17 protein-coding genes and 1 riboswitch are annotated in these 20,838 nt (G+C 60.9%); of the genes, 9 read left to right on the forward strand and 8 right to left on the reverse strand.

The genetic code is table 11. From position 1 onward, the window contains the following. Positions 1-65: 65 nt before the first annotated feature. Positions 66-1,289, reverse strand: a complete 1,224-nt coding sequence (locus AC3ITA_RS02255) for an acyltransferase family protein (protein ID WP_489279299.1) — start codon at positions 1,287-1,289, stop codon at positions 66-68. Next, the gene (locus AC3ITA_RS02260) at positions 1,289-3,148 is read right to left on the reverse strand and encodes a bifunctional O-antigen ligase/aminoglycoside phosphotransferase family protein (protein WP_150672369.1); all 1,860 of its coding nucleotides are present in this window, start codon (positions 3,146-3,148) and stop codon (positions 1,289-1,291) included. The genes AC3ITA_RS02255 and AC3ITA_RS02260 overlap by 1 nt, the downstream gene beginning before the upstream one ends. A gap of 154 nt (positions 3,149-3,302) precedes the next feature. Here AC3ITA_RS02260 and msbA point away from each other — a divergent pair, with 154 nt between their 5' ends. The 3 genes from msbA to hldE all read left to right on the forward strand — a co-directional run bounded on the left by msbA (position 3,303) and on the right by hldE (position 7,566). Further along, complete coding sequence (gene msbA, locus AC3ITA_RS02265; RefSeq protein ID WP_095943202.1) at positions 3,303-5,105, forward strand: lipid A export permease/ATP-binding protein MsbA; 1,803 nt, start codon at positions 3,303-3,305, stop codon at positions 5,103-5,105. A 184-nt stretch (positions 5,106-5,289) separates the two neighbouring features. After that, positions 5,290-5,994, forward strand: coding sequence for a sulfotransferase family 2 domain-containing protein (locus AC3ITA_RS02270; protein WP_095943201.1), 705 nt, complete (start codon positions 5,290-5,292; stop codon positions 5,992-5,994). Between the two features lie 147 nt (positions 5,995-6,141). Continuing rightward, positions 6,142-7,566, forward strand: coding sequence for a bifunctional D-glycero-beta-D-manno-heptose-7-phosphate kinase/D-glycero-beta-D-manno-heptose 1-phosphate adenylyltransferase HldE (gene hldE / locus AC3ITA_RS02275; protein ID WP_095943200.1), 1,425 nt, complete (start codon positions 6,142-6,144; stop codon positions 7,564-7,566). 126 nt (positions 7,567-7,692) lie between these two features. Here the strand turns inward: hldE and AC3ITA_RS02280 are convergent, their stop codons facing one another. From AC3ITA_RS02280 to AC3ITA_RS02295, 4 genes are all read right to left on the reverse strand, one after another. Beyond that, positions 7,693-8,661 carry a metal ABC transporter ATPase gene (locus AC3ITA_RS02280; protein WP_095943199.1) on the reverse strand — a complete coding sequence of 323 codons (969 nt, stop codon included), beginning with the start codon at positions 8,659-8,661 and terminating at the stop codon, positions 7,693-7,695. Between the two features lie 32 nt (positions 8,662-8,693). After that, entirely contained in the window at positions 8,694-9,506 is an 813-nt protein-coding gene (locus tag AC3ITA_RS02285) for an aldo/keto reductase (protein ID WP_095943198.1), read from the reverse strand. Further along, positions 9,503-10,678, reverse strand: coding sequence for an NAD(P)/FAD-dependent oxidoreductase (locus AC3ITA_RS02290; protein WP_414927905.1), 1,176 nt, complete (start codon positions 10,676-10,678; stop codon positions 9,503-9,505). Before AC3ITA_RS02290 ends, AC3ITA_RS02285 begins: the two co-directional genes overlap by 4 nt. A 188-nt stretch (positions 10,679-10,866) precedes the next feature. After that, positions 10,867-11,199, reverse strand: a complete 333-nt coding sequence (locus AC3ITA_RS02295) for a DMT family transporter (protein ID WP_015093202.1) — start codon at positions 11,197-11,199, stop codon at positions 10,867-10,869. Between the two features lie 103 nt (positions 11,200-11,302). On the opposite strand from AC3ITA_RS02295, the gene AC3ITA_RS02300 reads away from it, so the two are divergent. Together AC3ITA_RS02300 and waaA are read left to right on the forward strand one after the other, a co-directional pair. After that, a complete protein-coding gene (locus AC3ITA_RS02300; RefSeq protein ID WP_172435322.1) occupies positions 11,303-12,205 on the forward strand; it encodes a LysR family transcriptional regulator in 903 nt (300 codons plus the stop codon). An 11-nt stretch (positions 12,206-12,216) separates the two neighbouring features. Then, the gene (waaA, locus tag AC3ITA_RS02305; protein ID WP_489279303.1) at positions 12,217-13,494 is read left to right on the forward strand and encodes a lipid IV(A) 3-deoxy-D-manno-octulosonic acid transferase; all 1,278 of its coding nucleotides are present in this window, start codon (positions 12,217-12,219) and stop codon (positions 13,492-13,494) included. An 82-nt stretch (positions 13,495-13,576) separates the two neighbouring features. On the opposite strand, the gene AC3ITA_RS02310 is transcribed toward waaA, so the two are convergent. Further along, positions 13,577-15,019, reverse strand: a complete 1,443-nt coding sequence (locus AC3ITA_RS02310) for a TolC family outer membrane protein (RefSeq protein ID WP_489279305.1) — start codon at positions 15,017-15,019, stop codon at positions 13,577-13,579. 205 nt (positions 15,020-15,224) lie between these two features. Then, positions 15,225-15,330, forward strand: a riboswitch (TPP riboswitch). A gap of 166 nt (positions 15,331-15,496) precedes the next feature. On the opposite strand from AC3ITA_RS02310, the gene thiC reads away from it, so the two are divergent. Together thiC and cytX are read left to right on the forward strand one after the other, a co-directional pair. Then, positions 15,497-17,386: a phosphomethylpyrimidine synthase ThiC gene (thiC, locus tag AC3ITA_RS02315; RefSeq protein ID WP_489279307.1), complete on the forward strand. Its 1,890-nt coding sequence runs from the start codon at positions 15,497-15,499 to the stop codon at positions 17,384-17,386. Between the two features lie 151 nt (positions 17,387-17,537). Then, positions 17,538-18,830: a putative hydroxymethylpyrimidine transporter CytX gene (gene cytX, locus AC3ITA_RS02320; protein ID WP_489279308.1), complete on the forward strand. Its 1,293-nt coding sequence runs from the start codon at positions 17,538-17,540 to the stop codon at positions 18,828-18,830. On the opposite strand, the gene AC3ITA_RS02325 is transcribed toward cytX, so the two are convergent. Then, complete coding sequence (locus AC3ITA_RS02325; RefSeq protein WP_095943192.1) at positions 18,799-19,545, reverse strand: RsiV family protein; 747 nt, start codon at positions 19,543-19,545, stop codon at positions 18,799-18,801. The two genes, cytX and AC3ITA_RS02325, sit on opposite strands and share 32 nt — an antisense overlap. Before the next feature lie 224 nt (positions 19,546-19,769). On the opposite strand from AC3ITA_RS02325, the gene AC3ITA_RS02330 reads away from it, so the two are divergent. Next, positions 19,770-20,387 carry an NUDIX domain-containing protein gene (locus tag AC3ITA_RS02330; RefSeq protein ID WP_095943191.1) on the forward strand — a complete coding sequence of 206 codons (618 nt, stop codon included), beginning with the start codon at positions 19,770-19,772 and terminating at the stop codon, positions 20,385-20,387. Beyond that, entirely contained in the window at positions 20,378-20,830 is a 453-nt protein-coding gene (locus AC3ITA_RS02335) for a DUF1249 domain-containing protein (RefSeq protein WP_007977461.1), read from the forward strand. The genes AC3ITA_RS02330 and AC3ITA_RS02335 overlap by 10 nt, the downstream gene beginning before the upstream one ends. Positions 20,831-20,838: the final 8 nt, after the last annotated feature.

Consider the following 20,838-nt stretch of genomic DNA (forward strand, 5'->3'; position numbering starts at 1 on the left):
AAAGGCTGGATCAAGAGGGGATAAAAGGCGGGGCATTGTCCTCGGCGACATGCCCCGGTGATTGCTCAACGTTGTTGAGCCGTCTCCTCCGCAGGTTCTTTGCTCGGCTTCCTGTTCTGGCGCAACCAGTGCAGGGTTTTCTTGCCGGCATCGATACCGGGCTTTTCGATGTACAGGTAAGTCAGGCTGCTGATGATGATCAGCAGGCAACTGCACACGGCCAGCAACGGAAGGAAGACCCAGGCTTGCCGGGCGTCCACGTGCAATATCGGCGGCAGTCGCTGCATCAGTACCCAGAGCACGAAACCGTGCAGCAAATACGTGCTGTAGCTGATTTCCCCCAGCCAGCGGATGCTGCGTGGTCTCAGGGCGCCGAACAAGGTATTGCCGGACGCCACAATCACAAAGAACAGTGAAAGCAGCAGCAGCGCTCCCGGGTTGAATGCCCGGTTGAACGCCGTAAAGGCGATCGCCAGGGCGAGCAGGGCGATGATGCCCGCCAGCGGAGACTGGCTCCAGGCGACGAATTGTGGACGGCGAATCCAGTACGCCGCAGCGATGCCGCCGAGGAAGCTGGCCAGGAAGTGCTTCTTCAGCGAGTGTTCCCAGCCGACCACCTGGTACAGGGTGTAGATGCCGATCAGGCACAGCACCGTCTGCATCCAGCCGCCGCGATATATGAACACCATGGCGGCCAGTGGCAGGGCCAGGTAGAAAAACACCTCATACGCCAGCGTCCAGGTGACGTTGGAAATCAGCATGCCGCTCTGGTGGTACTGGTTGACGTCTGGCCGGTCGAAGGTCAGCCAGGCCAGAGCCTGGCCGATGACCTGGGTGCCGGAATCCTTGAGTTCCCAGTCCTGCAAATAGAACACGCAGGCAAACACGGTCAACATCAGCGGCAGGTAGAGCGGATAGAGGCGAAACAGCCGCGATACCGCAAATGCCAGCCAGTCGTGTTGCCGCCCGTGGGTGAGCAAGCGGTCCCAGAACAGAAAGCTGGTGATCATGAAAAAGAGGGCGACGCTGCCCTGGCCGAGCTGCGAGTAGAAGTTGCTCGGCGGAAAATCGATCACGCCGGTTTGCAGAAAGATCCAGGTAATGATCGAGTGGTGCACGAACACGCCGAAGGCCAGGTACCCGCGCAAGCCGTCGATACCGGCAAAACGGCTTTCGCCGGAATGCTTCAGCTGTCGGGTAAGTCTCGGCACGCTGCGCAACAGTAGCGCAGCGGTCGCGATGGCCAGCAGGTAGGCCGTCATCGCGATAAGTGGGTTGATTTCTATCATCAGTGAACCTGGGCCGGAGGGCTCCCGGCCAGCACGTGCCTGTGCAAATGATCCACGTCGGCTTTCGAAGCCGCCGCGGCGTATCCCTGCAGCAGTGCTTCGAAGTGATCCTCGAACAGCCAGTGGCGATCTGATGCATAGCGCTGCATGTGGCGCAGATTACGCCGACGCAGGGAAGGGCTCAACGATGAAGGGTAAATTCGCAAGTCGGCCAGATCGATCAGGCCGAACTCGCCGTCCTCCAGCACCAGCACATTGCCCAGGTGCAGGGAGCGGAAGTAGACCCCTTGCTGGTGCAGTTGAGCCATGAATTTGCCGAAACGCTCCACCAGTGCCTGGCGCACCGCCGGGGCAGTGATGCCTTGCAGGATCTGGCGCAGCGTGTTGCCCGGCAGCGGAGAGTAATGCACAGCGGTGCTGCCGTCTTCGAACCGGTAAAGGTCGAGGATGTGCGGCGTCGGGATGCCCATGCTGCGCAGTTGCACGCTATTGACGGCAAAACGATCGGAGTAGGGTGTGAAGCTGCCCGAGGTATACCAGCGGCGGCGGCGGAACAGCTTGAGAAAACTGCCATCGGTCAGGCGCAGGACCTTGGGGCCCAGACCATCCTCTTCGATGACTTGGGCATCGGCTGTCAGCTGTTGCAGGGCGCCAGGTGTCGCGGTCTTGATCGGCGTGTCCAGCAGGCGTCGGGCCCGTTGATTGATGCTCAATGCGGCAATCAGTGCCAAGGGGATCCACAGCAGGAACCAGTGCTCCTTGGGGCGAGAGATAATTCCGCCACCTTCAGTCAGGCCTGCACCGATACCGAAGGCCAGCCAGGCCGAGGCAATGATAAACAGCGGTTGCACGCGATGGCGCCGGCTGCTGATGAAGCCCCATACGAGAAAGAACAGCCATGGCAGCAGGCCGATAATGCCGACGTAATAGAGCACGCCCAAGGCAAAGCTATGGGGCTCCTGAAGGCTGTAGCCGACGCCGGGGTCCAGGGTCAGCTTGGCGTTGTAGCCGTGTCCGATCCATGGTTGCTCCGCGATCCTGCCCAGGGTCAATTGCCAGAGCTCGATGCGGAAGGAGCTGCCTCTTTCGATGATCTTGTCGGCAAATAACGCGAAAGTTGCGGAACCGGCGAAGAATATGGCGCCAAGCATGAAGGCCGAGCGTCGATTCCAGCAGATGAAACACAGCCAAAGCGCAGCCAGCGTCAGTGCAACCAGTGGGGTCCTGGAACCGGTGGCCAGCACTGTGGCGAACATGATCGCCATCGCCGGTATGCTCAGCCAAAGTATCTGGCGTCGCTTGCAGGTCATGCTCAGGCTCAGCCAGTAGGTACAGAAAAAACCGAAAACGTGGGAACTGAGCAACGGATTGTCGAAAGCACCCAGGCCGATCAGACGCATTTCCGGTTGGTACACCAGGTCGAACCAGTACAGGTTGTAGACAGAGAGGACCAGCGCCACCATTGCGGCGCAGAACAGCAGGGGCTGTATGATTTCACTGCGATAGCGCACCAGCAGGTAGCAGCCAACGAACAACAACAGGGTATGCAATGGCGGTTTGAACTGACCAAAGTCGATTTCGTCCGGCCCCCAGCTCAGGCTAAGCAGTGCCCACGCCACAAACAGCAGGGCTGCAATGACGATCGGTTCGTGCAACAACTCTTTGCCGATCCGTGGACGCAGGCACAGTGCAATCAGAGCGGGAATGCTGAACAGACCGTAGTAAAGCTTGTGATGCACATTGCGCCCCGGCAGGAAAAACAACGCACAAAGCAGTAATAAATAACCGAGCGGAAGGATCCACAAGCAAATGAAATCGAAGATTCTGTTGGAGGTGCTGTTCAAAGCGTTTAATTGCATGCTGGTTAACTTATTCCTGAATTGAGCGACCATACCAAGGCAGGGACAACTGGAAGCTATTTGACGCGCCACAATACACAGACTGTATGCGATTGCCAGAACCCTGGGGAAGCTGTGGTAAAGTCAGCGTCCTTTTCATCGACTTTCGCGTGATATGACCGACTCCAGTCTCTCCGCAAGCCCCTCGAGCTTGAAAATCTACTTCCGCCTGCTCGGCTATGTCCGGCCGTATATCAGCCTGTTTCTGATCAGCATCGTCGGTTTTCTGATTTTCGCTTCGACACAGCCAATGCTGGGCTACATCCTCAAGTACTTCGTCGACGGTCTGTCCAACCCTGAAGCGGTGCTGTTTCCAACCGTACCCTACCTGCGGGATCTGCAACTGTTGCAGGCGGTGCCGTTGTTGATCATCCTGATCGCCGCGTGGCAGGGGTTGGGGTCGTATCTGGGCAACTACTTCCTGGCCAAGGTTTCCCTGGGCCTGGTCCATGACTTGCGGGTCCAGTTGTTCAACAACCTGCTGGTGTTGCCAAACCGGTACTTCGACAAGCATAACTCGGGGCACCTGATTTCACGTATCACCTTCAACGTGACCATGGTCACGGGGGCGGCAACAGATGCGATCAAGGTCGTAATCCGTGAAGGCATGACGGTGATCTTCCTGTTTGCCTCGCTGTTGTACATGAACTGGCGCCTGACGCTGGTCATGGTCGCCATCCTGCCGCTGATCGCCCTCATGGTGCGCACGGCCAGCAAGAAATTCCGCAAGCAGAGCAAGAAAATCCAGCTGGCCATGGGGGACGTGACGCATGTGGCGTCCGAAACGATCCAGGGCTATCGCGTGGTGCGCAGCTTCGGCGGTGAAAAGTACGAAGAGAAACGCTTCTTCGACGCCAGCCAGGGCAACACCGACAAGCAGCTGCGCATGACCCGCACCGGTGCCATCTACACGCCGCTGCTGCAACTGGTTATCTACACCGCCATGGCCGTACTGATGTTCCTGGTGTTGTTCCTGCGTGGCGATGCGTCTGCTGGCGACATGGTGGCCTACATCACCCTGGCCGGCCTGCTGCCCAAGCCGATTCGCCAGCTGTCCGAAGTCAGCTCGACCATCCAGAAGGGTGTGGCTGGTGCAGAAAGTATCTTCGAGCAACTGGATGTCCAGCCTGAAGTCGATACCGGCACCGTCGAGCGCGATGTCGTCAGCGGTCGCCTGGACGTGCGCAATCTCAGCTTCACCTACCCCGACACCGAGCGTCAGGTGCTCAATGACATCAGTTTCTCGGTCGAGCCCGGGCAAATGGTGGCGCTGGTGGGGCGTTCGGGCAGCGGCAAGTCGACCCTGGCCAACCTGATTCCGCGTTTCTATCACCACGACAAGGGCGAAATCCTCATCGATGGCGTCGAAGTGGAACAGTACAAGCTGTTGAACCTGCGTCGGCATATCGCCCAGGTGACTCAGCACGTGACCCTGTTCAGCGACACAGTGGCCAACAACATCGCCTATGGCGACCTGGCTGGCGCACCCCGTGAAGACATTGAAAAAGCGGCCAAAGATGCCTACGCGATGGACTTCATTGCTCAATTGCCGGAAGGCCTGGACACTCAGGTCGGGGAAAACGGCGTGCTGCTGTCCGGTGGTCAGCGTCAGCGCCTGGCGATTGCCCGGGCACTGTTGAAGAATGCTCCGCTGCTGATTCTCGATGAGGCGACTTCGGCACTCGATACCGAGTCCGAGCGGCATATTCAGGCTGCCCTGGATCAGGTCATGAAAGGTCGCACCACGCTGGTGATCGCTCACCGCCTGTCGACCATCGAGAAGGCCGACCTGATCCTGGTCATGGATCAGGGGAAAATCGTCGAGCGCGGCACCCATGAACAACTGCTGGCGCAAAACGGCTACTACTCGCGCCTCAACGCGATGGGCCTCGACGCCCCGGCCGAAGACATCGCCTGACCCCGAAAGGGCGAGCCTGGCTCGCCCTTTCGCACACCTGGCGCGCAACGCGCCCGGTGATTTGTATCCAGTCCTTTACGCTTCTTGACCAAACCGGAATAAATCTCGGCAACTTGCTTGTTAAGGTTCCTGAACGAACTTTGACTTGAATCGAGAGGGCCATCCCTTTCCCGCGGGTGTCTGGATGTTGCAACGTTATCTCTGGAAGCTGTTGCCCAAGTCGCAACGGGCTTTTCTGCTGGGGCGCCTGTCGGTCGTGGACCGTCAAGTGGTGAACAAGTCGATGTCGGCCAGCGTCAGTTTTCCCAAGCCCTTCGAGCAGCGTTCCTGCTTGTTCATCCACGTCCCCAAATGTGCCGGCAGCAGTGTCTGTGCGGCCATGTTTGACGACTGGAGCCCGGGCCACTTGCCGTTGTACTGGTACGAGCAGCAATTTCCCGAGCAGTTTGCCGCCAGTTTCAAGTTCGCGTTCGTTCGCGATCCCCTGGAAAGGGCCTACTCGGCCTACGCATTCCTGCGGGGCAACGCCTTGGGGAAGCGGGATCACGCGGCGCAGAAACTGGTCAGCCACTACCGTGACTTTGATGACTTCGTGGGCCGCTGGCTGCACCCGGAGACGATCCAGCGACAGTTGCACTTCGCCGCGCAAACGGATTTCCTGACGGACTCCATGGGCCATCTGGCGCTGGATTTTGTCGGCTACCAGGAGCATCTGGAACGGGATTTCAGGCTGGTTTGCGAGCAATTGGGCTATCCGGTAGAGCTGCCCCACATCAACCGGTCGCAGCAGCGGCGCCCGATGCTGGCGCGTGAGTTCTGCACGGTACGCACCCGCCGGCTGGTGCGGCGGGCCTATCAGCGTGATTACGAGATGCTGGGATTTGAATGAAGCCGGAGCGTGTCGTCACCTGACGAATTCCTGCTCAAAAATTGAGCAATAAAACCCGGCGAATCATCCGGTTGCAGCCACCGCACAAGCCGACACCAACCCTGTGTTAATATCGCGCCCCTGTTCATTCTGTATGTGGGTTGCACCATGAAGTTGTCCATGCCGCGATTCGATCAAGCCCCTGTCTTGGTAGTCGGCGATGTCATGCTCGACCGTTACTGGCATGGTGGTACCTCACGGATTTCTCCTGAGGCACCGGTGCCGGTGGTCAAGGTCGATCACATCGAAGACCGCCCGGGCGGTGCTGCCAACGTTGCCTTGAACATTGCCGCCCTGGGGGCTCCGGCCTCGCTGGTCGGCGTCACCGGCGACGATGAAGCCGCCAACAGCCTGGTCAACAGCCTCAAGGGCGCCGGCGTGCGGGCTATCTTCCAGCGCATTGCGCACCAGCCGACCATCGTCAAGCTGCGGGTCATGAGCCGTCACCAGCAATTGCTGCGTATCGACTTCGAAGAACCCTTCGCCACCGACGCGCTGGCGCTGACCGCGCAGGTCGATGAGTTGCTCGAAGGCATCAAGGTGCTGGTGCTGTCCGACTACGGTAAAGGCGCGCTGAAAAACCATCAGGCGCTGATCCAGGCCGCCCGTGCCCGTGGCATTCCGGTGCTGGCCGACCCCAAGGGCAAGGATTTCTCGATCTACCGTGGTGCGAGCCTGATCACGCCAAACCTCAACGAATTCGAAACCATCGTTGGTGGTTGCGCCGATGAGCACGAATTGGTGAGCAAGGGCGCGCAGCTGATGCACGACCTGGACCTCGGTGCCTTGCTGGTGACCCGTGGCGAGCACGGCATGACCTTGCTGCGCCCGGATCATCCGGCGCTGCACTTGCCGGCCCGGGCCCGTGAAGTGTTCGACGTGACCGGTGCCGGCGACACGGTGATTTCCACCCTGGCGGCCGCGATTGCCGCTGGCGAAGAACTGCCCCACGCGGTGGCCCTGGCCAACCTGGCGGCGGGCATCGTGGTTGGCAAGCTCGGTACGGCGGCCATCAGTGCGCCGGAACTGCGTCGTGCGATTCAGCGCGAGGAGGGTTCCGAACGCGGTGTACTGGGCCTTGAGCAACTGTTGCTGGCGGTTGATGATGCCCGCGCGCACAACGAGCGGATCGTGTTCACCAACGGTTGTTTCGACATTCTGCACGCCGGCCACGTGACCTATCTGGAGCAGGCGCGGGCACAGGGTGATCGCCTGATCGTGGCGATCAACGACGATGCATCGGTCAGCCGCCTGAAAGGGCCGGGCCGCCCTATCAACAGTGTCGACCGGCGCATGGCGGTGCTGGCCGGCCTGGGTGCGGTGGACTGGGTCATCAGTTTCTCGGAAGGCACTCCGGAAAACCTGCTGAGCGCGGTCAAGCCGGACGTGCTGGTCAAGGGCGGCGACTATGGGATCGACCAGGTGGTCGGCGCGGACATCGTGAAGGCCTACGGCGGTACCGTGAAAGTGCTGGGGCTGGTGGAAAACAGCTCCACCACGGCGATTGTCGAGAAGATCCGCAAGTCCGAGTGACGCAGCTTTTGTAGGAGCGAGCTTGCTCGCGATGGAGTCAGGGCGCACGCGTTGAATCAGTAGATACGCGTCATCGTTAACGACCATCGCTGGCAAGCCAGCTCCTACAGGGTTATGTGCACGCCTTCAGGAGCTGACTTTTTTACGCGGCACGATTTTCTTCAGCAGCAATTTGGCCTTGCCGCGCAACCGCGCCAGGCCCGAATCCTTCCCCGGCGGGGTCAGACCCTGCTGTCTCACCCAGTCCTTCCAGCGAATCCGCTCATCGCGAACCAGCCAGCCCTCCTGTTGGGCGAAACTCTCGGCCAGGTACAGTCCTCGCGTGCTGGCGGGGTACAGCTGATCCTTTTTCAAGGTGTAGAGCTCAGCCATCGGGTGGCCGTCCTGCAAGGGCATCAAGTACAGATCGGGGCGCTTGCGGTCGAGGCGAGCAACGAGTTGGTCGCCTTCCAGTCGCTCATCGACATGGAACAGGCTCAGTGATTTGGCTTCCTTGGGAACGTCCAGGCGCAAGTCGTAGATCAGTTGCAGCGACGCCGTTGGCAAATGCACGTAAGCCCGTGGGCGCTCTATCAGCATCAGGTTGGCGCAACGTACCGGCCGTGCCGAGCCGGACAGTGGCGACAGGCGAAACGGCAGGGCTTCACGGTAATGCAGGGCGGCCGAGTAGGGCGCTGGTAGCCAGGTGTCGTTGAATCGCCCACTGAGCCAGCCTTCCGGGGTTTCCAGCAGGCATTCTTCGGCTATCTCCTGGATCGCCGTGTGCAAGGGCAGGTTCAGTTCGTGGGCCGGCACGTACCCGGAGATCAGCTTGAGCACCACATCGCCACGGTCCTGCCGGCGTTGGCGCACCAGCACCCAATAGTCGCGATTCTGCCAATGCAGGGTCAGGCGCACCGAAACCCCGAGATTGGCCAGCTCCAGGGCAAACCGTTCGCTGTCGCCGACCGTCACCGGGCGACGACGTTGCAGGGTCTGGGAGAAATTCAGCGGCCTGCCAACGCTCTGATAAGCCAGGCCTTCGGGGGTCGCTTCGACGAATAATGGCAGGGTCTTGAAGTTGCTCGGGTTCTTTCTGATGAGCGTACGCGACATGTCGGCTCCTGCTTAAGGCCGCGTGGGCGGCGTCAGTGGCTACGTAGGACCTGGGCAACGGTCGCGACATTGTGGGCGAGGTGCAGCGGATTGATGGTCCCGACAATAGCACTGGCAACACCCGGATGTTCAAACAACAACTCGAAACTGGCGCGCACCGGATCCACGCCCGGACTCAGGCAGACATGACCACTGGCGAGGGCTTTCTTGACCAGAATGGCTTTGCCGTGTGCAGCAGCATAGTCAATGACGGCCTTCTCGTTTTGTTCGTTCAGATTGTAGGTGACCATCGCGCAGTCGCCTTGCTCCAGTGCCTTCAGGCCACCGTCGACGGTTTTGCCGGAAAACCCGAAACCGCGAATCTTGCCTTCGGCCTTGAGCGCGGCGAGGGTCTCATAGGCTTCGCAGTCATTGAGGATCGCCAGGTCGTTACCATCGGAGTGCACCAGCACCAGGTCGATGAAGTCGGTTTCCAGGCGTTGCAGGCTGCGCTCCACGGACATTCGCGTGTGCGCGGCGCTGAAATCGTGGCGGGACTGGCCGTCGGCAAACTCTTCGCCGACCTTGCTGACAATCACCCAGTCCTGACGCTGGCCGCGCAACAACGGGCCGAGGCGTTCTTCGCTGCGACCATAGGCCGGGGCGGTGTCGATCAGGTTGATGCCCAGGTCGCGGGCGAGTTTGAGCAGCATGCGTGCTTCGTCGTCATCGGGAATCCGGAAGCCGTTGGGGTACTTCACCCCTTGGTCGCGGCCCAGTTTCACCGTGCCCAGGCCCAAGGGGGAAACCAGCAGGCCGGTGCTGCCCAGCGGGCGATGCAAGTCGTGCAGGGTCGGTTGGCTCATGGCAGCAGTTGCTCCCAGGCCGGTACACCCATCGGCGGCTTCGGCAATTCAGGCAGCGCTGCCGGGTGGCCTGGCTGGATACCGTCGCGGTTCAGGCTGGCAATCACGCGGTCGGCGAAGTCCGGCGCCAGGGCGAGTTTGGTCGGCCAACCCACCAGCAGTCGGCCTTCCTCGGCCACAAAGGCGTTGTCGGGACGGGTCAGGCCTGATTGCAGGGGCTCGGCGCGATCCACGCGCAAGGTCGCCCATTGCACCGTGCTCAGGTCGATCCATGGCAGCAACTGGCCGAGTTCTTTCTGTGCGGTGGCGATCTGCTCGGCGGGCTCACGGGTCACGCCTTCGGATTCCGCGATATCGCCGCCCAGGTACCAGACCCATTGGCCATCCGCCGCCGGGTGCGTGGTCACGGTGATGCGCGGTTTGGTGCCACCGCCCAGGCAGTGGGCGTACAGCGGTTTGAGGCTTGGCCCCTTGGCGATGATCATGTGCAACGGGCGGCGCTGCATGGCGGGCTGGCTCAGACCCAGCGTTTCAAGCAATGCCGCGGTGCCGGCGCCGGCGCTCAGGACGATGCGCTGGGCACGGATCTCGCGCTCGTCCACCTTCAGGCCGACCAGCACGCCGCCTTCCAGCAGCGGCTCGATCTTCTGCCCGGCGAGCAAGCCATCTCCGGCCAGCTCGGCCAGGCGCTGGATCAGGCTCGGCACGTCGACCACCAGTTCCGCCAGGCGATAGACCTTGCCCTTGAAGCGCTTGTCCTGCAGAGCTGGCGGCAATTGCTCGCCCTTGACCTGATCGACGCGACCGCGCACGGCTTTGCTGGCGAAGAAACTGGTGAGGTTGCCGGCGAGGGTGCCGGGGGACCAGAGGTAATGGGCCTCGGACAGCAGGCGTACGCCGGACAGGTCCAGCTCGCCGTCACCGGCCAGGGCTTCACGCCAGCGGCGCGGCATGTCGGCAATGGCTTCCGAGGCACCGGTCAGGGCACCATGCAGCGCGTATTTGGCACCGCCGTGGATGATGCCCTGGGACTTCACACTCTGCCCGCCGCCGAGGCTGGCGCTTTCCACCAGCACGGTCGAAAAACCCTGGCGACGCAGGCGCGCATTCAGCCAGAGGCCGGCGACACCAGCGCCGACAATCAGAACGTCGGTGGAAATAACGGATGGCATTCGGCGACCTCTGTGTTCAAGACGAGGGCGCAGTATACAGACTCGACGAAGAGCAGATTTGTTGGCGGATGCAAAACCTGTAGGAGCGAGCCTGAACTCGCGATGAGGGCGTGTCAGTCGATATCAATGTCGACTGATACACCGCTATCGCGAGCAGGCTCGCTCCTACAATGAGTCGTGATTCGAATTTAGTGCCCGGCAGTCTTGGAGAACAACTGGATGACCACAACGCCCAGCACGATCAACGCCATCCCCAGCATCGCCGGCACGTCCAGTTTCTGCCCGTAGATAAACAGCGCCGCGACGCTGACCATCACGATCCCCATGCCGGCCCACACGGCGTACGCCACACCCACGGGAACGCTGCGCACCACCAGGGTCAGCATCCAGAAGGCGATCCCGTAACCAACGATGACCAGCACCAGTGGCAGCGGGGTACTGAAGCCTTTGACCGCTTTCATTGAAACAGTGGCAATCACTTCGGCGCAGATGGCAATGGCCAGGTAGTAGTAGGCGGTCATGGGTCAATCCTCGTGTGAAGTGTTGCTCTCTGAGGTCGGCATTCTAGAGATTCGCCAGATGCGGTAAAGTCATTACCTATCTGTTTAAGAGATGGGTTGAGCCATGAGCATGCAATGGAATCTGGAGCAGTTGCGGTTGTTTGTCAGCGTAGCGGAGCAGCGTTCGTTTTCTGCCGTGGCGCGCGGTCAGCGCAAGGCGCAGTCGGCGGTCAGCAGTTCGATAGCGTTGCTGGAGGAAGACCTGGGCGTCAGCCTGTTCGACCGCAGCAGTGGCCGTCAGCCGAAACTCACTGAAGCCGGTACGGCTTTGCTGGACGAAGCACGGGAGGTGTTGCGCCAGTGCGAAAGGCTCAACGGCCGGGCATTGGCGATGATGCGCGGGCAAGAGGCGCGACTGCGCGTGGCACAGGATGAGGCGATGCCTTATCAGCCGATCATCGAAAGCTTCGAAGCCCTGGCGGAAAAATTCCCCAGCCTTGAAGTGCAACTGACCAGCGCCGCCCAAGGCGATGTCGCGCGCAAGCTGGTGGAGCGGCGCGCCGATCTGGGGCTGCTTTTCTTTCACGATCAGATTCCCGAGGCGCTTGAGCGGCGGGTGCTGGGCAGCGTGGAAATGGTCACGGTGTGTGGCAAGGATCATCCGTTGGCGGACAAAGGCGCAGTGGACGGCCAACAACTGGCGCTACATCGGCAGTTGCTGATGTCCACGGAGTCGAGCATTTATCCCGGCAGTGATCCGGCCAGCCCGCAGGTCTGGCGCGCCGACAGCTTCTATGTGATGGCCGAATGGCTGGTGCGTGGCCTCGGCTGGGCCTGGTTGCCGCGCCACGTGGTGCAGTACCCGACCTATCAGAACCAGATGGTCGAACTGGTCAGCGAATGGACCCCGCCGGCCCTGGTAGTGGAACTGGTGTGGCGCCGGGATGAACCGCTTGGTCCGGCCGCGCGCTGGCTCGCCGAACGTTTTGCCGTGCACTTGCAGACGATAGGCGAAAAAAGCCGATAAACTCCGCCGCCATGAATAGAACTCTCTACACCGCGCTGTTTTATCTGGGGCTGCCATTGGTAGCGATTCGGCTGTGGCTGCGTGCGCGCAAGGCGCCGGCATATGCCAGGCGCATCGGCGAGCGCTTCTCCTGCGGGATGCCGGCGATGAAACCGGGCGGCATCTGGGTGCACGCTGTGTCGGTGGGCGAAAGCATTGCGGCGGCACCGATGATTCGTGCCTTGCTGGCGCGTTATCCGGATCTGCCGATCACCGTGACCTGCATGACCCCGACCGGTTCGGAGCGCATCCATGCACTGTTCGCCCAAGAGCCGCGCATCCAGCACTGTTATCTGCCCTATGACTTGCCTTGCGCTGCCCGGCGTTTCCTCGATCGGGTTCAGCCGAAACTGGCAGTGATCATGGAAACCGAGCTGTGGCCCAACCATATCCATCAATGCGCCAAACGCGGGATCCCCGTGGCGTTGGCCAATGCGCGGCTGTCCGAGCGTTCGGCCAGGGGATACGGTCGGTTCCCCAAGTTGACCCAGCCGATGCTGGCCGAGATGAGCCTGTTCGCGGTGCAGACCGAAGCCGAGGCGCAACGCTTGCGCGACTTGGGCGCGCGGACCGAAACCGTCGAAGTGACCGGTTCGATCAAGTTCGACCTGACCATCGACCCGCAACTGCTGGAGCGCGCTGTTGAGCTGCGTGGGCAATGGCAGGCGCTGGAACGACCGGTGTGGATCGCGGCCAGTACCCATGACGGCGAAGACGAGGTGGTGCTGGCGGCTCATCGTCAGTTGTTGGCCAGTCACCCCGATGCCCTGCTGATTCTGGTGCCGCGTCATCCGGAACGCTTCAATCCGGTGTACGGGTTGTGCCAGCAACAAGGTTTTGCCACGGTCCGGCGTTCCAGTGGCGATGCGGTCAGCGCGAATACCTCAGTGCTGCTGGGCGACACCATGGGCGAGTTGCTGTTTCTCTACGCCCTGGCTGACAGTGCATTCGTCGGCGGCAGCCTGGTGCCCAATGGCGGGCATAACCTGCTGGAGCCGGCGGCCCTGGCTAAACCGGTATTGAGCGGTCCGCATCTTTTCAACTTCCTCGAAATCGCCGCGCAGTTGCGCAGTGCCGGGGCGTTGCAGGAAGTGGAAGATGCCGAAGGGCTGGCGGTGGCGGTGCAGCGGCTGTTCGAACTGCCGCGAGATGCGCAGCGCATGGCAGAGGCCGGGTTGAACGTGATGCGCGCCAATCAGGGGGCATTGCAGCGGTTGCTGGACGGGTTGGGGCGGTTGATCGAGCGTTAGACCGAGTTGTATTCATTCGCGAGCAGGCTCGCCCCACACTCGAAACACTGTGGGAGCGAGCCTGCTCGCGAAGCTTTAGCTTTTACTGATCAGGCCGCGCCTTCAATTGCTCCTCTGCCGCCTTGGCCAGATCCGGAGGCAAGAAATCCTTGTCCGGGTTGTAGTTCGGGTTGAGCCAGCGTGCCAGGGTTTGCAGATCCCCCGGATTCAACGTGCCGGCCTGTTGCTTCAAACGCAGGTTGTCGAGGATGTAGTCGTAGCGGGTGTTGTTGTAGTCGCGCACCGAGGTGTAGAGCGAGCGCTGCGCATCCAGCACGTCGACGATGTTTCGCGTACCTACCTGATAGCCGATTTCAGTCGCTTCCACCGCGCTCTGGTTGGAGATGATCGATTGCTTGCGCGCCTGTACCTGCTCGACATCGGTGTTTACCGCGCGGTGCAGGTCGCGGGTGTTTTCCACGATGCTGCGGCGCAGGGATTCGCGTTGCTGCTCGGTCTGGTCCAGCTGTGCATAGGACTGACGCACCTGGGAATTGATCAGGCCGCCGCTGTAGATCGGGATGTTCAGTTGCAGGCCCACGGTGGTTTGCTCGACGTTGCCGCCATAGGATGGTTGGCCCAAGGGAACCGGATTGCTGAAGCCCAGCGCATCGTTGTCGCCTTTCTCGTACTTGGCGACCGCGTCAACCGTTGGCAAGTGCCCGGACCTGCGTTGCTTGAGGGTCTGCTCGGCGGCGCTGACGGCATAGTTGCTGGCCAACAGATTGAGGTTCTGTCGGCCCGCCGTTTCGACCCAGGCCTTGGCGTCGTTCGGTACTGGCGGCAGGATCGGCAGGTTATGGCTGATGCCCCAGATCGAGTTGTACTGGCGGTTGGTCAGGGTGATCAATGCTTCAAAGGCGTCGTCCACCTGGCGCTGCGCAACGATGCGGTTGGCGCGTGCGGTGTCGTAGCTGGCCTGTGAGTTCAACACGTCGGTCTTGTCCGAGAGGCCGACATCGAAACGCTCGTTGGATTGATCGAGCTGGCGTTTGAACGCCGCTTCTTCGGCCTTGGTCGAGGCCAGGTTGTCCTGGCTGCGCAGCACATTGAAATAGCTGTCAGCGGTTTGCAGGATCAGGTTTTGCTCGGTCGCCGAGAGTTGCAGGGCAGCCTGTTCGTTGACTTCCTTGGCGGCCTGGAACTGGAACCAGCGATCGGCGCGGAACAAGGGTTGCGCCAGGGTGGCCTGGTACGAATGAGCATCGCGGTTGGTCGTACTCGAAGGTTGATCGAGCGACGTACGCACCTCGGAAATATTGGCGCCGCCCGAGAGGTTCGGCAGCAGCCCGGCGCGGGCCTGGGGCACGACTTCTTTCTGCGCGCCGTATTGGGCAATGGCAGCCGCCAGGTCGGCGTTGTTGTTGACGGCTTCCTGATAAACGCTGACCAGGTCCGTCTTGGCCGATAAGGGCACATCTGCTGCCCAGGCCATTCCGTTGGACGCACAAGACACGGCAAGGGCCAGTGAGAGTTTGCGCAGCATAGACGATCCCTAGAATTGATATTACGGAGGTAATTTGAGCGCCAAGGCTAAGGCCATGGTTTGACAGCGTCAATGCGCGGCTCAGCGTAGCGAGTGTAGTTGTGCATTGGTACGGCAACAATCCTGATACTGCGTGTAATTACGCCATTCATCACGGCACTTGCAGTGGGGTTGGCGTTCTTTGCCAGTTGTGTCTAGACTGGCCGGGTTCTTGTCGGGGTGCCTTGCTATGAGGCTGAGATCGAATAATTTCGGATCCCGTTGAACCTGATCAGGTTAGCGCCTGCGTAGGGAACAAGATTTCTCGTCACCCGGCGAGTCCTCTTGTGCTTCGTCCGGGATGTTGTTCGACAATCGAACACCCCTCGAGCACTGAGCACAGCACAGCTGGTTTCTCCAGCGCCCGTGCGTCCATTCGTTTACAGGTTCGCTCCGACAAAAAATCCACTGCCTGGATGTGTGTCTGGAGAGCCCGTGATGACTACAAAATCAAAAATCGCCACCAACCTGAGTGACTCGGCCAAGGTCGATCAGCAATCGGTGCAGCCGTTTACCCGCTCGCAAAAAATCTATGTTCAGGGCACTCGCCCGGACATCCTCGTGCCGATGCGCGAAATCAGCCTCGACGTGACGCCGACCGACTTCGGCGGCGAGGTCAACGCACCGGTAGTGGTGTACGACACCTCGGGCCCGTACACCGATCCCAATGTCATCATCGACGTGCGCAAAGGCCTGGCCGATGTGCGTTCGCCGTGGATCGAATCCCGTGGCGACACCGAGCGCCTGAGCGGCCTGAGCTCGAATTTCGGCCAGGAGCGCCTTGCCGATCCGGAATTGACCAAGCTGCGCTTCGCCCACGTCAACAACCCGCGCCGCGCCAAGCCGGGGGCCAACGTCAGCCAGATGCACTACGCCCGCCAAGGCATCATCACCGCCGAGATGGAATACGTCGCCATCCGCGAAAACATGAAGCTGGAAGTGGCCCGTGCCGCCGGCGTGCTGGACCAGCAACACGCCGGCCACAGCTTCGGCGCCAGCGTGCCGAAAATCATCACCCCTGAATTCGTCCGTGACGAAATCGCCCGTGGCCGCGCGATCATTCCGGCCAACATCAACCACACCGAACTGGAACCGATGATCATCGGCCGTAACTTCCTGGTGAAGATCAACGGCAACATCGGCAACAGCGCACTGGGTTCGTCCATCGAAGAAGAAGTGGCGAAACTGACCTGGGGCATTCGCTGGGGTTCGGACACGGTCATGGACCTGTCCACCGGCAAGCACATCCACGAAACCCGTGAGTGGATCATCCGTAACTCGCCGGTGCCGATCGGTACGGTGCCTATCTACCAGGCCCTGGAAAAAGTCGGCGGCGTGGCCGAAGACCTGACCTGGGAGCTGTTCCGCGACACGCTGATCGAGCAGGCCGAGCAGGGCGTCGACTACTTCACCATCCACGCCGGCGTGTTGCTGCGCTACGTGCCGATGACCGCCAAGCGTGTGACCGGCATCGTCTCCCGCGGCGGTTCGATCATGGCCAAGTGGTGCCTGGCGCACCACAAAGAGAACTTCCTCTACACCCATTTCGAAGACATCTGCGAAATCATGAAGGCCTACGACGTCAGCTTCTCGCTGGGCGATGGCCTGCGTCCGGGGTCGATTGCCGACGCCAACGACGAAGCGCAGTTCGGCGAGCTGGAAACCCTCGGCGAGCTGACCAAGATTGCCTGGAAACACGACGTGCAGTGCATGATCGAAGGTCCTGGCCACGTGCCGATGCAGTTGATCAAAGAGAACATGGACAAGCAGCTGGAGTGCTGCGACGAGGCGCCGTTCTACACCCTCGGCCCGCTGACCACCGACATCGCGCCGGGATACGACCACATCACCTCCGGTATCGGTGCGGCGATGATCGGCTGGTTCGGCTGCGCCATGCTCTGCTACGTGACGCCGAAGGAACACCTGGGCCTGCCGAACAAGGATGACGTGAAGACCGGGATCATCACCTACAAGATCGCCGCGCACGCCGCCGATCTGGCGAAGGGGCACCCGGGCGCACAGATCCGCGACAATGCCTTGAGCAAGGCGCGTTTCGAGTTCCGCTGGGAGGACCAGTTCAACCTGGGCCTCGATCCGGACACCGCGCGTTCGTATCACGATGAAACCCTGCCGAAGGACTCGGCCAAGGTCGCGCACTTCTGCTCGATGTGCGGGCCGAAATTCTGCTCGATGAAGATCACTCAGGAAGTCCGCGAGTATGCGGCCAACCAGCGGATCGAGGCGGTTGACGTGGACGTCGCCCAGGGCATGGCCGAACAGGCCGAGCGCTTCAAGCAGGAAGGCAGTCAGCTGTATCAGAAAGTTTGATCTGACCTGAAAGGGCGGGGCCTGCATAGGCCCCATCGCCAGCAGGCTGGCTCCCACACTGGATCTGTGGCGTTCACATGTCCCCTGTGGGAGCCAGCCTGCTGGCGATAGCGGTCAACACAACAACAAATGTCCCTCTGAGATAACACCCTTGAGCATTCAACCCAGCACTTACTCCCCCGATATCGCGGTGCCGAGCGACAAACGTGTCTTCGGCGGTCGCGACCTGTTTTCCCTGTGGTTCTCCCTCGGCATCGGCCTGATGGTGTTGCAGACCGGTGCATTGCTCGCACCAGGCCTGGGCCTTTCCGGTTCGTTGCTGGCGATTTTCCTCGGCACCCTGGTCGGCGTTCTGCTGCTGGCGGCGGTCGGGGTGATCGGCAGCGACACCGGTCTGTCGTCGATGGCCGCGCTCAAGCTCAGCCTCGGTGCAAAAGGCGCGAGCCTGCCGGCGGTGCTGAATCTGCTGCAACTGATCGGCTGGGGTTCGTTCGAAATCATCGTTATGCGCGATGCCGCCAGCCTGCTGGGCGCCAAGGCCTTCAGCGAAGGCAGCCTGTTGTCCAATCCGGTGCTGTGGACGCTGATCTTCGGCGCACTGGCGACCTTGTTGGCCGTTAGCGGTCCATTGACTTTCGTGCGGCAGATCCTGCGCAAATGGGGTATCTGGCTGCTGCTGGCCGCGTGCACCTGGCTGACCTGGAACCTGTTCGCCAAGGCTGACCTGGCCGCGTTGTGGGCCCAGGCCGGTGACGGTTCGATGCCGTTCGCCGTGGGGTTCGACATCGCGATTGCCATGCCGCTGTCGTGGTTGCCATTGATTGCCGACTACTCGCGTTTCGGCAAACGGGCGAAAAACGTCTTCGGTGGCACCGCCATTGGTTTCTTCATCGGTAATTTCTGGCTGATGAGCCTGGGCGTGGCTTACACCCTGGCGTTCGCGCCGAGCGGTGAAGTCAATGCCTTGCTGCTGGCGCTGGCCGGGGCCGGCCTGGGGATTCCGCTGCTGCTGATTCTTCTGGATGAATCGGAAAACGCTTTTGCCGATATTCACTCGGCGGCGGTGTCCAGCGGGATTCTGTTGCGCGCCAAGGTCGAACACCTGGCACTGGCCATCGGCGTTATCTGCACGCTGATTGCCCTGCTGGCGCCGCTGGCCCAGTACCAGAACTTCCTGCTGCTGATCGGTTCGGTGTTTGCGCCGTTGTTCGGCGTGGTGCTGGTGGACCACTTCATCCTGCGCAAGCGCAGTGCCCAGGTGGCCTGGGCCGCATTGCGCTGGCCAGCGCTGCTCGCCTGGCTGGGCGGGGTCAGCACCTATCACTTGTTGGCCAACCTGTATCCGGATATCGGCGCAACCCTGCCGGCACTGGTAGTGGCAGGGTTGCTCCAGCTGGTGCTGGGCCGGGCCTTCAGTTACGGCCGGGAAACAGCTCGGGCTTGATGATGCCGTTCAGGCGAGGGTAGGGGATCTTCAGTTCGACATGGCCCAGCGCGTAAGGCGCGATGGTGCTGGTTTCGTACTTGAGGATCACCCCACCGTAGGTCAGCGCCACGTTCCGGGTTTTCTGGAACGGCCAGCTCTTCACGAACTCCGGTTCCTGATCGAGCTTGGTGCTGATCAACCAGCTGTTGTGTGCCACTTGCGCGGCTTTCCAGAACGCGTCTTCCTGCCCCGGCACCAGCATGTCCGACAGCGTCAGCACTTTATGCTGTTGGCGCGAATAGTTGATGAAACCTCGACCCGGGGTGCCATGGGCACCGCCGGTGTCCAGGTAACTGGACAATTCGACGATCACCAATCCGTCATGCTGCTCACGTACCTTCGCCTGCAGATAGCTGCTGTAGCGCGGGCCGGCGGTGCGCAAAAACTCTTCGCGGTAGGCCGCCAGGGTCGGCGCGACTGGTGCGTCGGGCGAGGTGCGGGTCATTTGCAGCAGGCGCTTTTCGATGATGCCGTCCAGTGCGGGCTCGTCCGCAAAGTGCAGGGTGTCGATGTTGACCAGCGGGCAATCCGGGTTGCTGCAACCGGGCTTGAGTTGCTCGGAGGCGTCGCGGGTGGTTTCCAGCGGCGTCCGGTAGTTGGGCTGGAACAGGCTCGCGCAAGCGCCCAGGGTCAGGGCGATAGTGGCCACGGAGGCGATTTTGAAAAGCGACATGAGCGTCCTTTCTGAAACAGGGGAAGGCAAAAAGTTACCGGCTTCGACTCTCAACAAAGCAGTCAGTTCGCCACTAAGCTAATTAGAGTGGGTTTCACCCTCACCGTCTATCCCGCTGACGGGAAAGGGGCTGCATCAAACGTCACGGGCGCGTTAGGATGGCGCGAAGTCGAGGCCCGGAAAAAAAGCAGCCTCGAACAGGATTTGCAGTAACGAGGATAGTCATGACGGATTTTACCAACGCCATTCCGACCGCCGTTGATATCGTGCGGCGCGAAAAGTGCTACGAGGGCTTCTACAAACTCGAACGCGTGCACTTGCGCCACGAATTGTTCGCCGGGGGCATGAGCCGCGAGATCAATCGTGAAGTGTTCGTTCGCCATGATGCGGTCTGCATGCTGCCCTACGATCCGCAACGCGATGAAGTGGTGCTGATCGAGCAGTTTCGCGTCGGTGCCATGGACAAGACCGACAACCCGTGGCTGATCGAACTGGTCGCTGGTCTGATCGACAAGGATGAAGTGCCGGAAGCAGTTGCTCACCGAGAGGCGCAGGAGGAAGCTGGGCTTGAAATCGGGGCGCTCTGGCCGATGACCAAATACTTTCCATCGCCGGGCGGCAGCAACGAATTCGTGCATCTGTACCTGGGGCGTTGCGACACTACCGGGGTTGGCGGCCTGCATGGGCTGGAGGAAGAGGCAGAAGATATTCGCGTCACGGTCTGGGCGTTCGAAGATGCCCTGCAAGCCGTACGCGACGGACGTATTGCCAACGCGGCGAGCATCATTGCCTTGCAATGGCTGGCTTTGAACCGCGTTGAAGTGAGGGGGTTATGGTCGTAAACAAGCTGCGTGATCGCTATCGGGTGGACCTGGTGGGGCTGCAAGCGTCCTGCGAGGCGAACTACGCGCGCTTGATGCGACTGCTGCCGGACATGCGCAGCGAGCCCGCCGCGCGGCGCATCGCCGTGACCCATGGCGACCAGATGCTCGGCGTGCTGGCGCTGGAGGTGCTGCTGACCTGTCCTTACACCACGACCCTGCAAGTGCGTCAGGAGCACAGCCTGCCCTGGCTGCCGGTGCCGCAACTGGAAGTGCAGGTCTATCACGACGCCCGTATGGCCGAAGTGGTCAGCGCCGAACATGCACGACGCTTTCGCGGCATCTATCCTTACCCGAATGCCTCGATGCATCAGCCGGACGAAAAGGCCCAACTGAACATGTTTCTGGGCGAATGGCTGAGCCATTGCCTGGCGCTGGGGCATGAGTACGAAGTAGTACGTTAGTTGTGAAC

Source organism: Pseudomonas sp. GL_090 (assembly GCF_057837765.1).

Excerpts from the sequence above, each read along its gene's own strand:
- AC3ITA_RS02290 (WP_414927905.1), bottom strand. The coding sequence starts at position 10,678 with ATGCCATCCGTTATTTCCACCGACGTTCTGATTGTCGGCGCTGGTGTC.
- AC3ITA_RS02280 (WP_095943199.1), bottom strand. The coding sequence starts at position 8,661 with ATGTCGCGTACGCTCATCAGAAAGAACCCGAGCAACTTCAAGACCCTG.
- hldE (WP_095943200.1), top strand. The coding sequence starts at position 6,142 with ATGAAGTTGTCCATGCCGCGATTCGATCAAGCCCCTGTCTTGGTAGTC.
- AC3ITA_RS02335 (WP_007977461.1), top strand. The coding sequence starts at position 20,378 with ATGGTCGTAAACAAGCTGCGTGATCGCTATCGGGTGGACCTGGTGGGG.
- AC3ITA_RS02325 (WP_095943192.1), bottom strand. The coding sequence starts at position 19,545 with ATGTCGCTTTTCAAAATCGCCTCCGTGGCCACTATCGCCCTGACCCTG.
- waaA (WP_489279303.1), top strand. The coding sequence starts at position 12,217 with ATGAATAGAACTCTCTACACCGCGCTGTTTTATCTGGGGCTGCCATTG.
- AC3ITA_RS02330 (WP_095943191.1), top strand. The coding sequence starts at position 19,770 with ATGACGGATTTTACCAACGCCATTCCGACCGCCGTTGATATCGTGCGG.
- AC3ITA_RS02270 (WP_095943201.1), top strand. The coding sequence starts at position 5,290 with ATGTTGCAACGTTATCTCTGGAAGCTGTTGCCCAAGTCGCAACGGGCT.
- AC3ITA_RS02255 (WP_489279299.1), bottom strand. The coding sequence starts at position 1,289 with ATGATAGAAATCAACCCACTTATCGCGATGACGGCCTACCTGCTGGCC.
- AC3ITA_RS02285 (WP_095943198.1), bottom strand. The coding sequence starts at position 9,506 with ATGAGCCAACCGACCCTGCACGACTTGCATCGCCCGCTGGGCAGCACC.
- AC3ITA_RS02260 (WP_150672369.1), bottom strand. The coding sequence starts at position 3,148 with ATGCAATTAAACGCTTTGAACAGCACCTCCAACAGAATCTTCGATTTC.
- AC3ITA_RS02295 (WP_015093202.1), bottom strand. The coding sequence starts at position 11,199 with ATGACCGCCTACTACTACCTGGCCATTGCCATCTGCGCCGAAGTGATT.
- thiC (WP_489279307.1), top strand. The coding sequence starts at position 15,497 with ATGACTACAAAATCAAAAATCGCCACCAACCTGAGTGACTCGGCCAAG.
- AC3ITA_RS02300 (WP_172435322.1), top strand. The coding sequence starts at position 11,303 with ATGAGCATGCAATGGAATCTGGAGCAGTTGCGGTTGTTTGTCAGCGTA.
- msbA (WP_095943202.1), top strand. The coding sequence starts at position 3,303 with ATGACCGACTCCAGTCTCTCCGCAAGCCCCTCGAGCTTGAAAATCTAC.
- AC3ITA_RS02310 (WP_489279305.1), bottom strand. The coding sequence starts at position 15,019 with ATGCTGCGCAAACTCTCACTGGCCCTTGCCGTGTCTTGTGCGTCCAAC.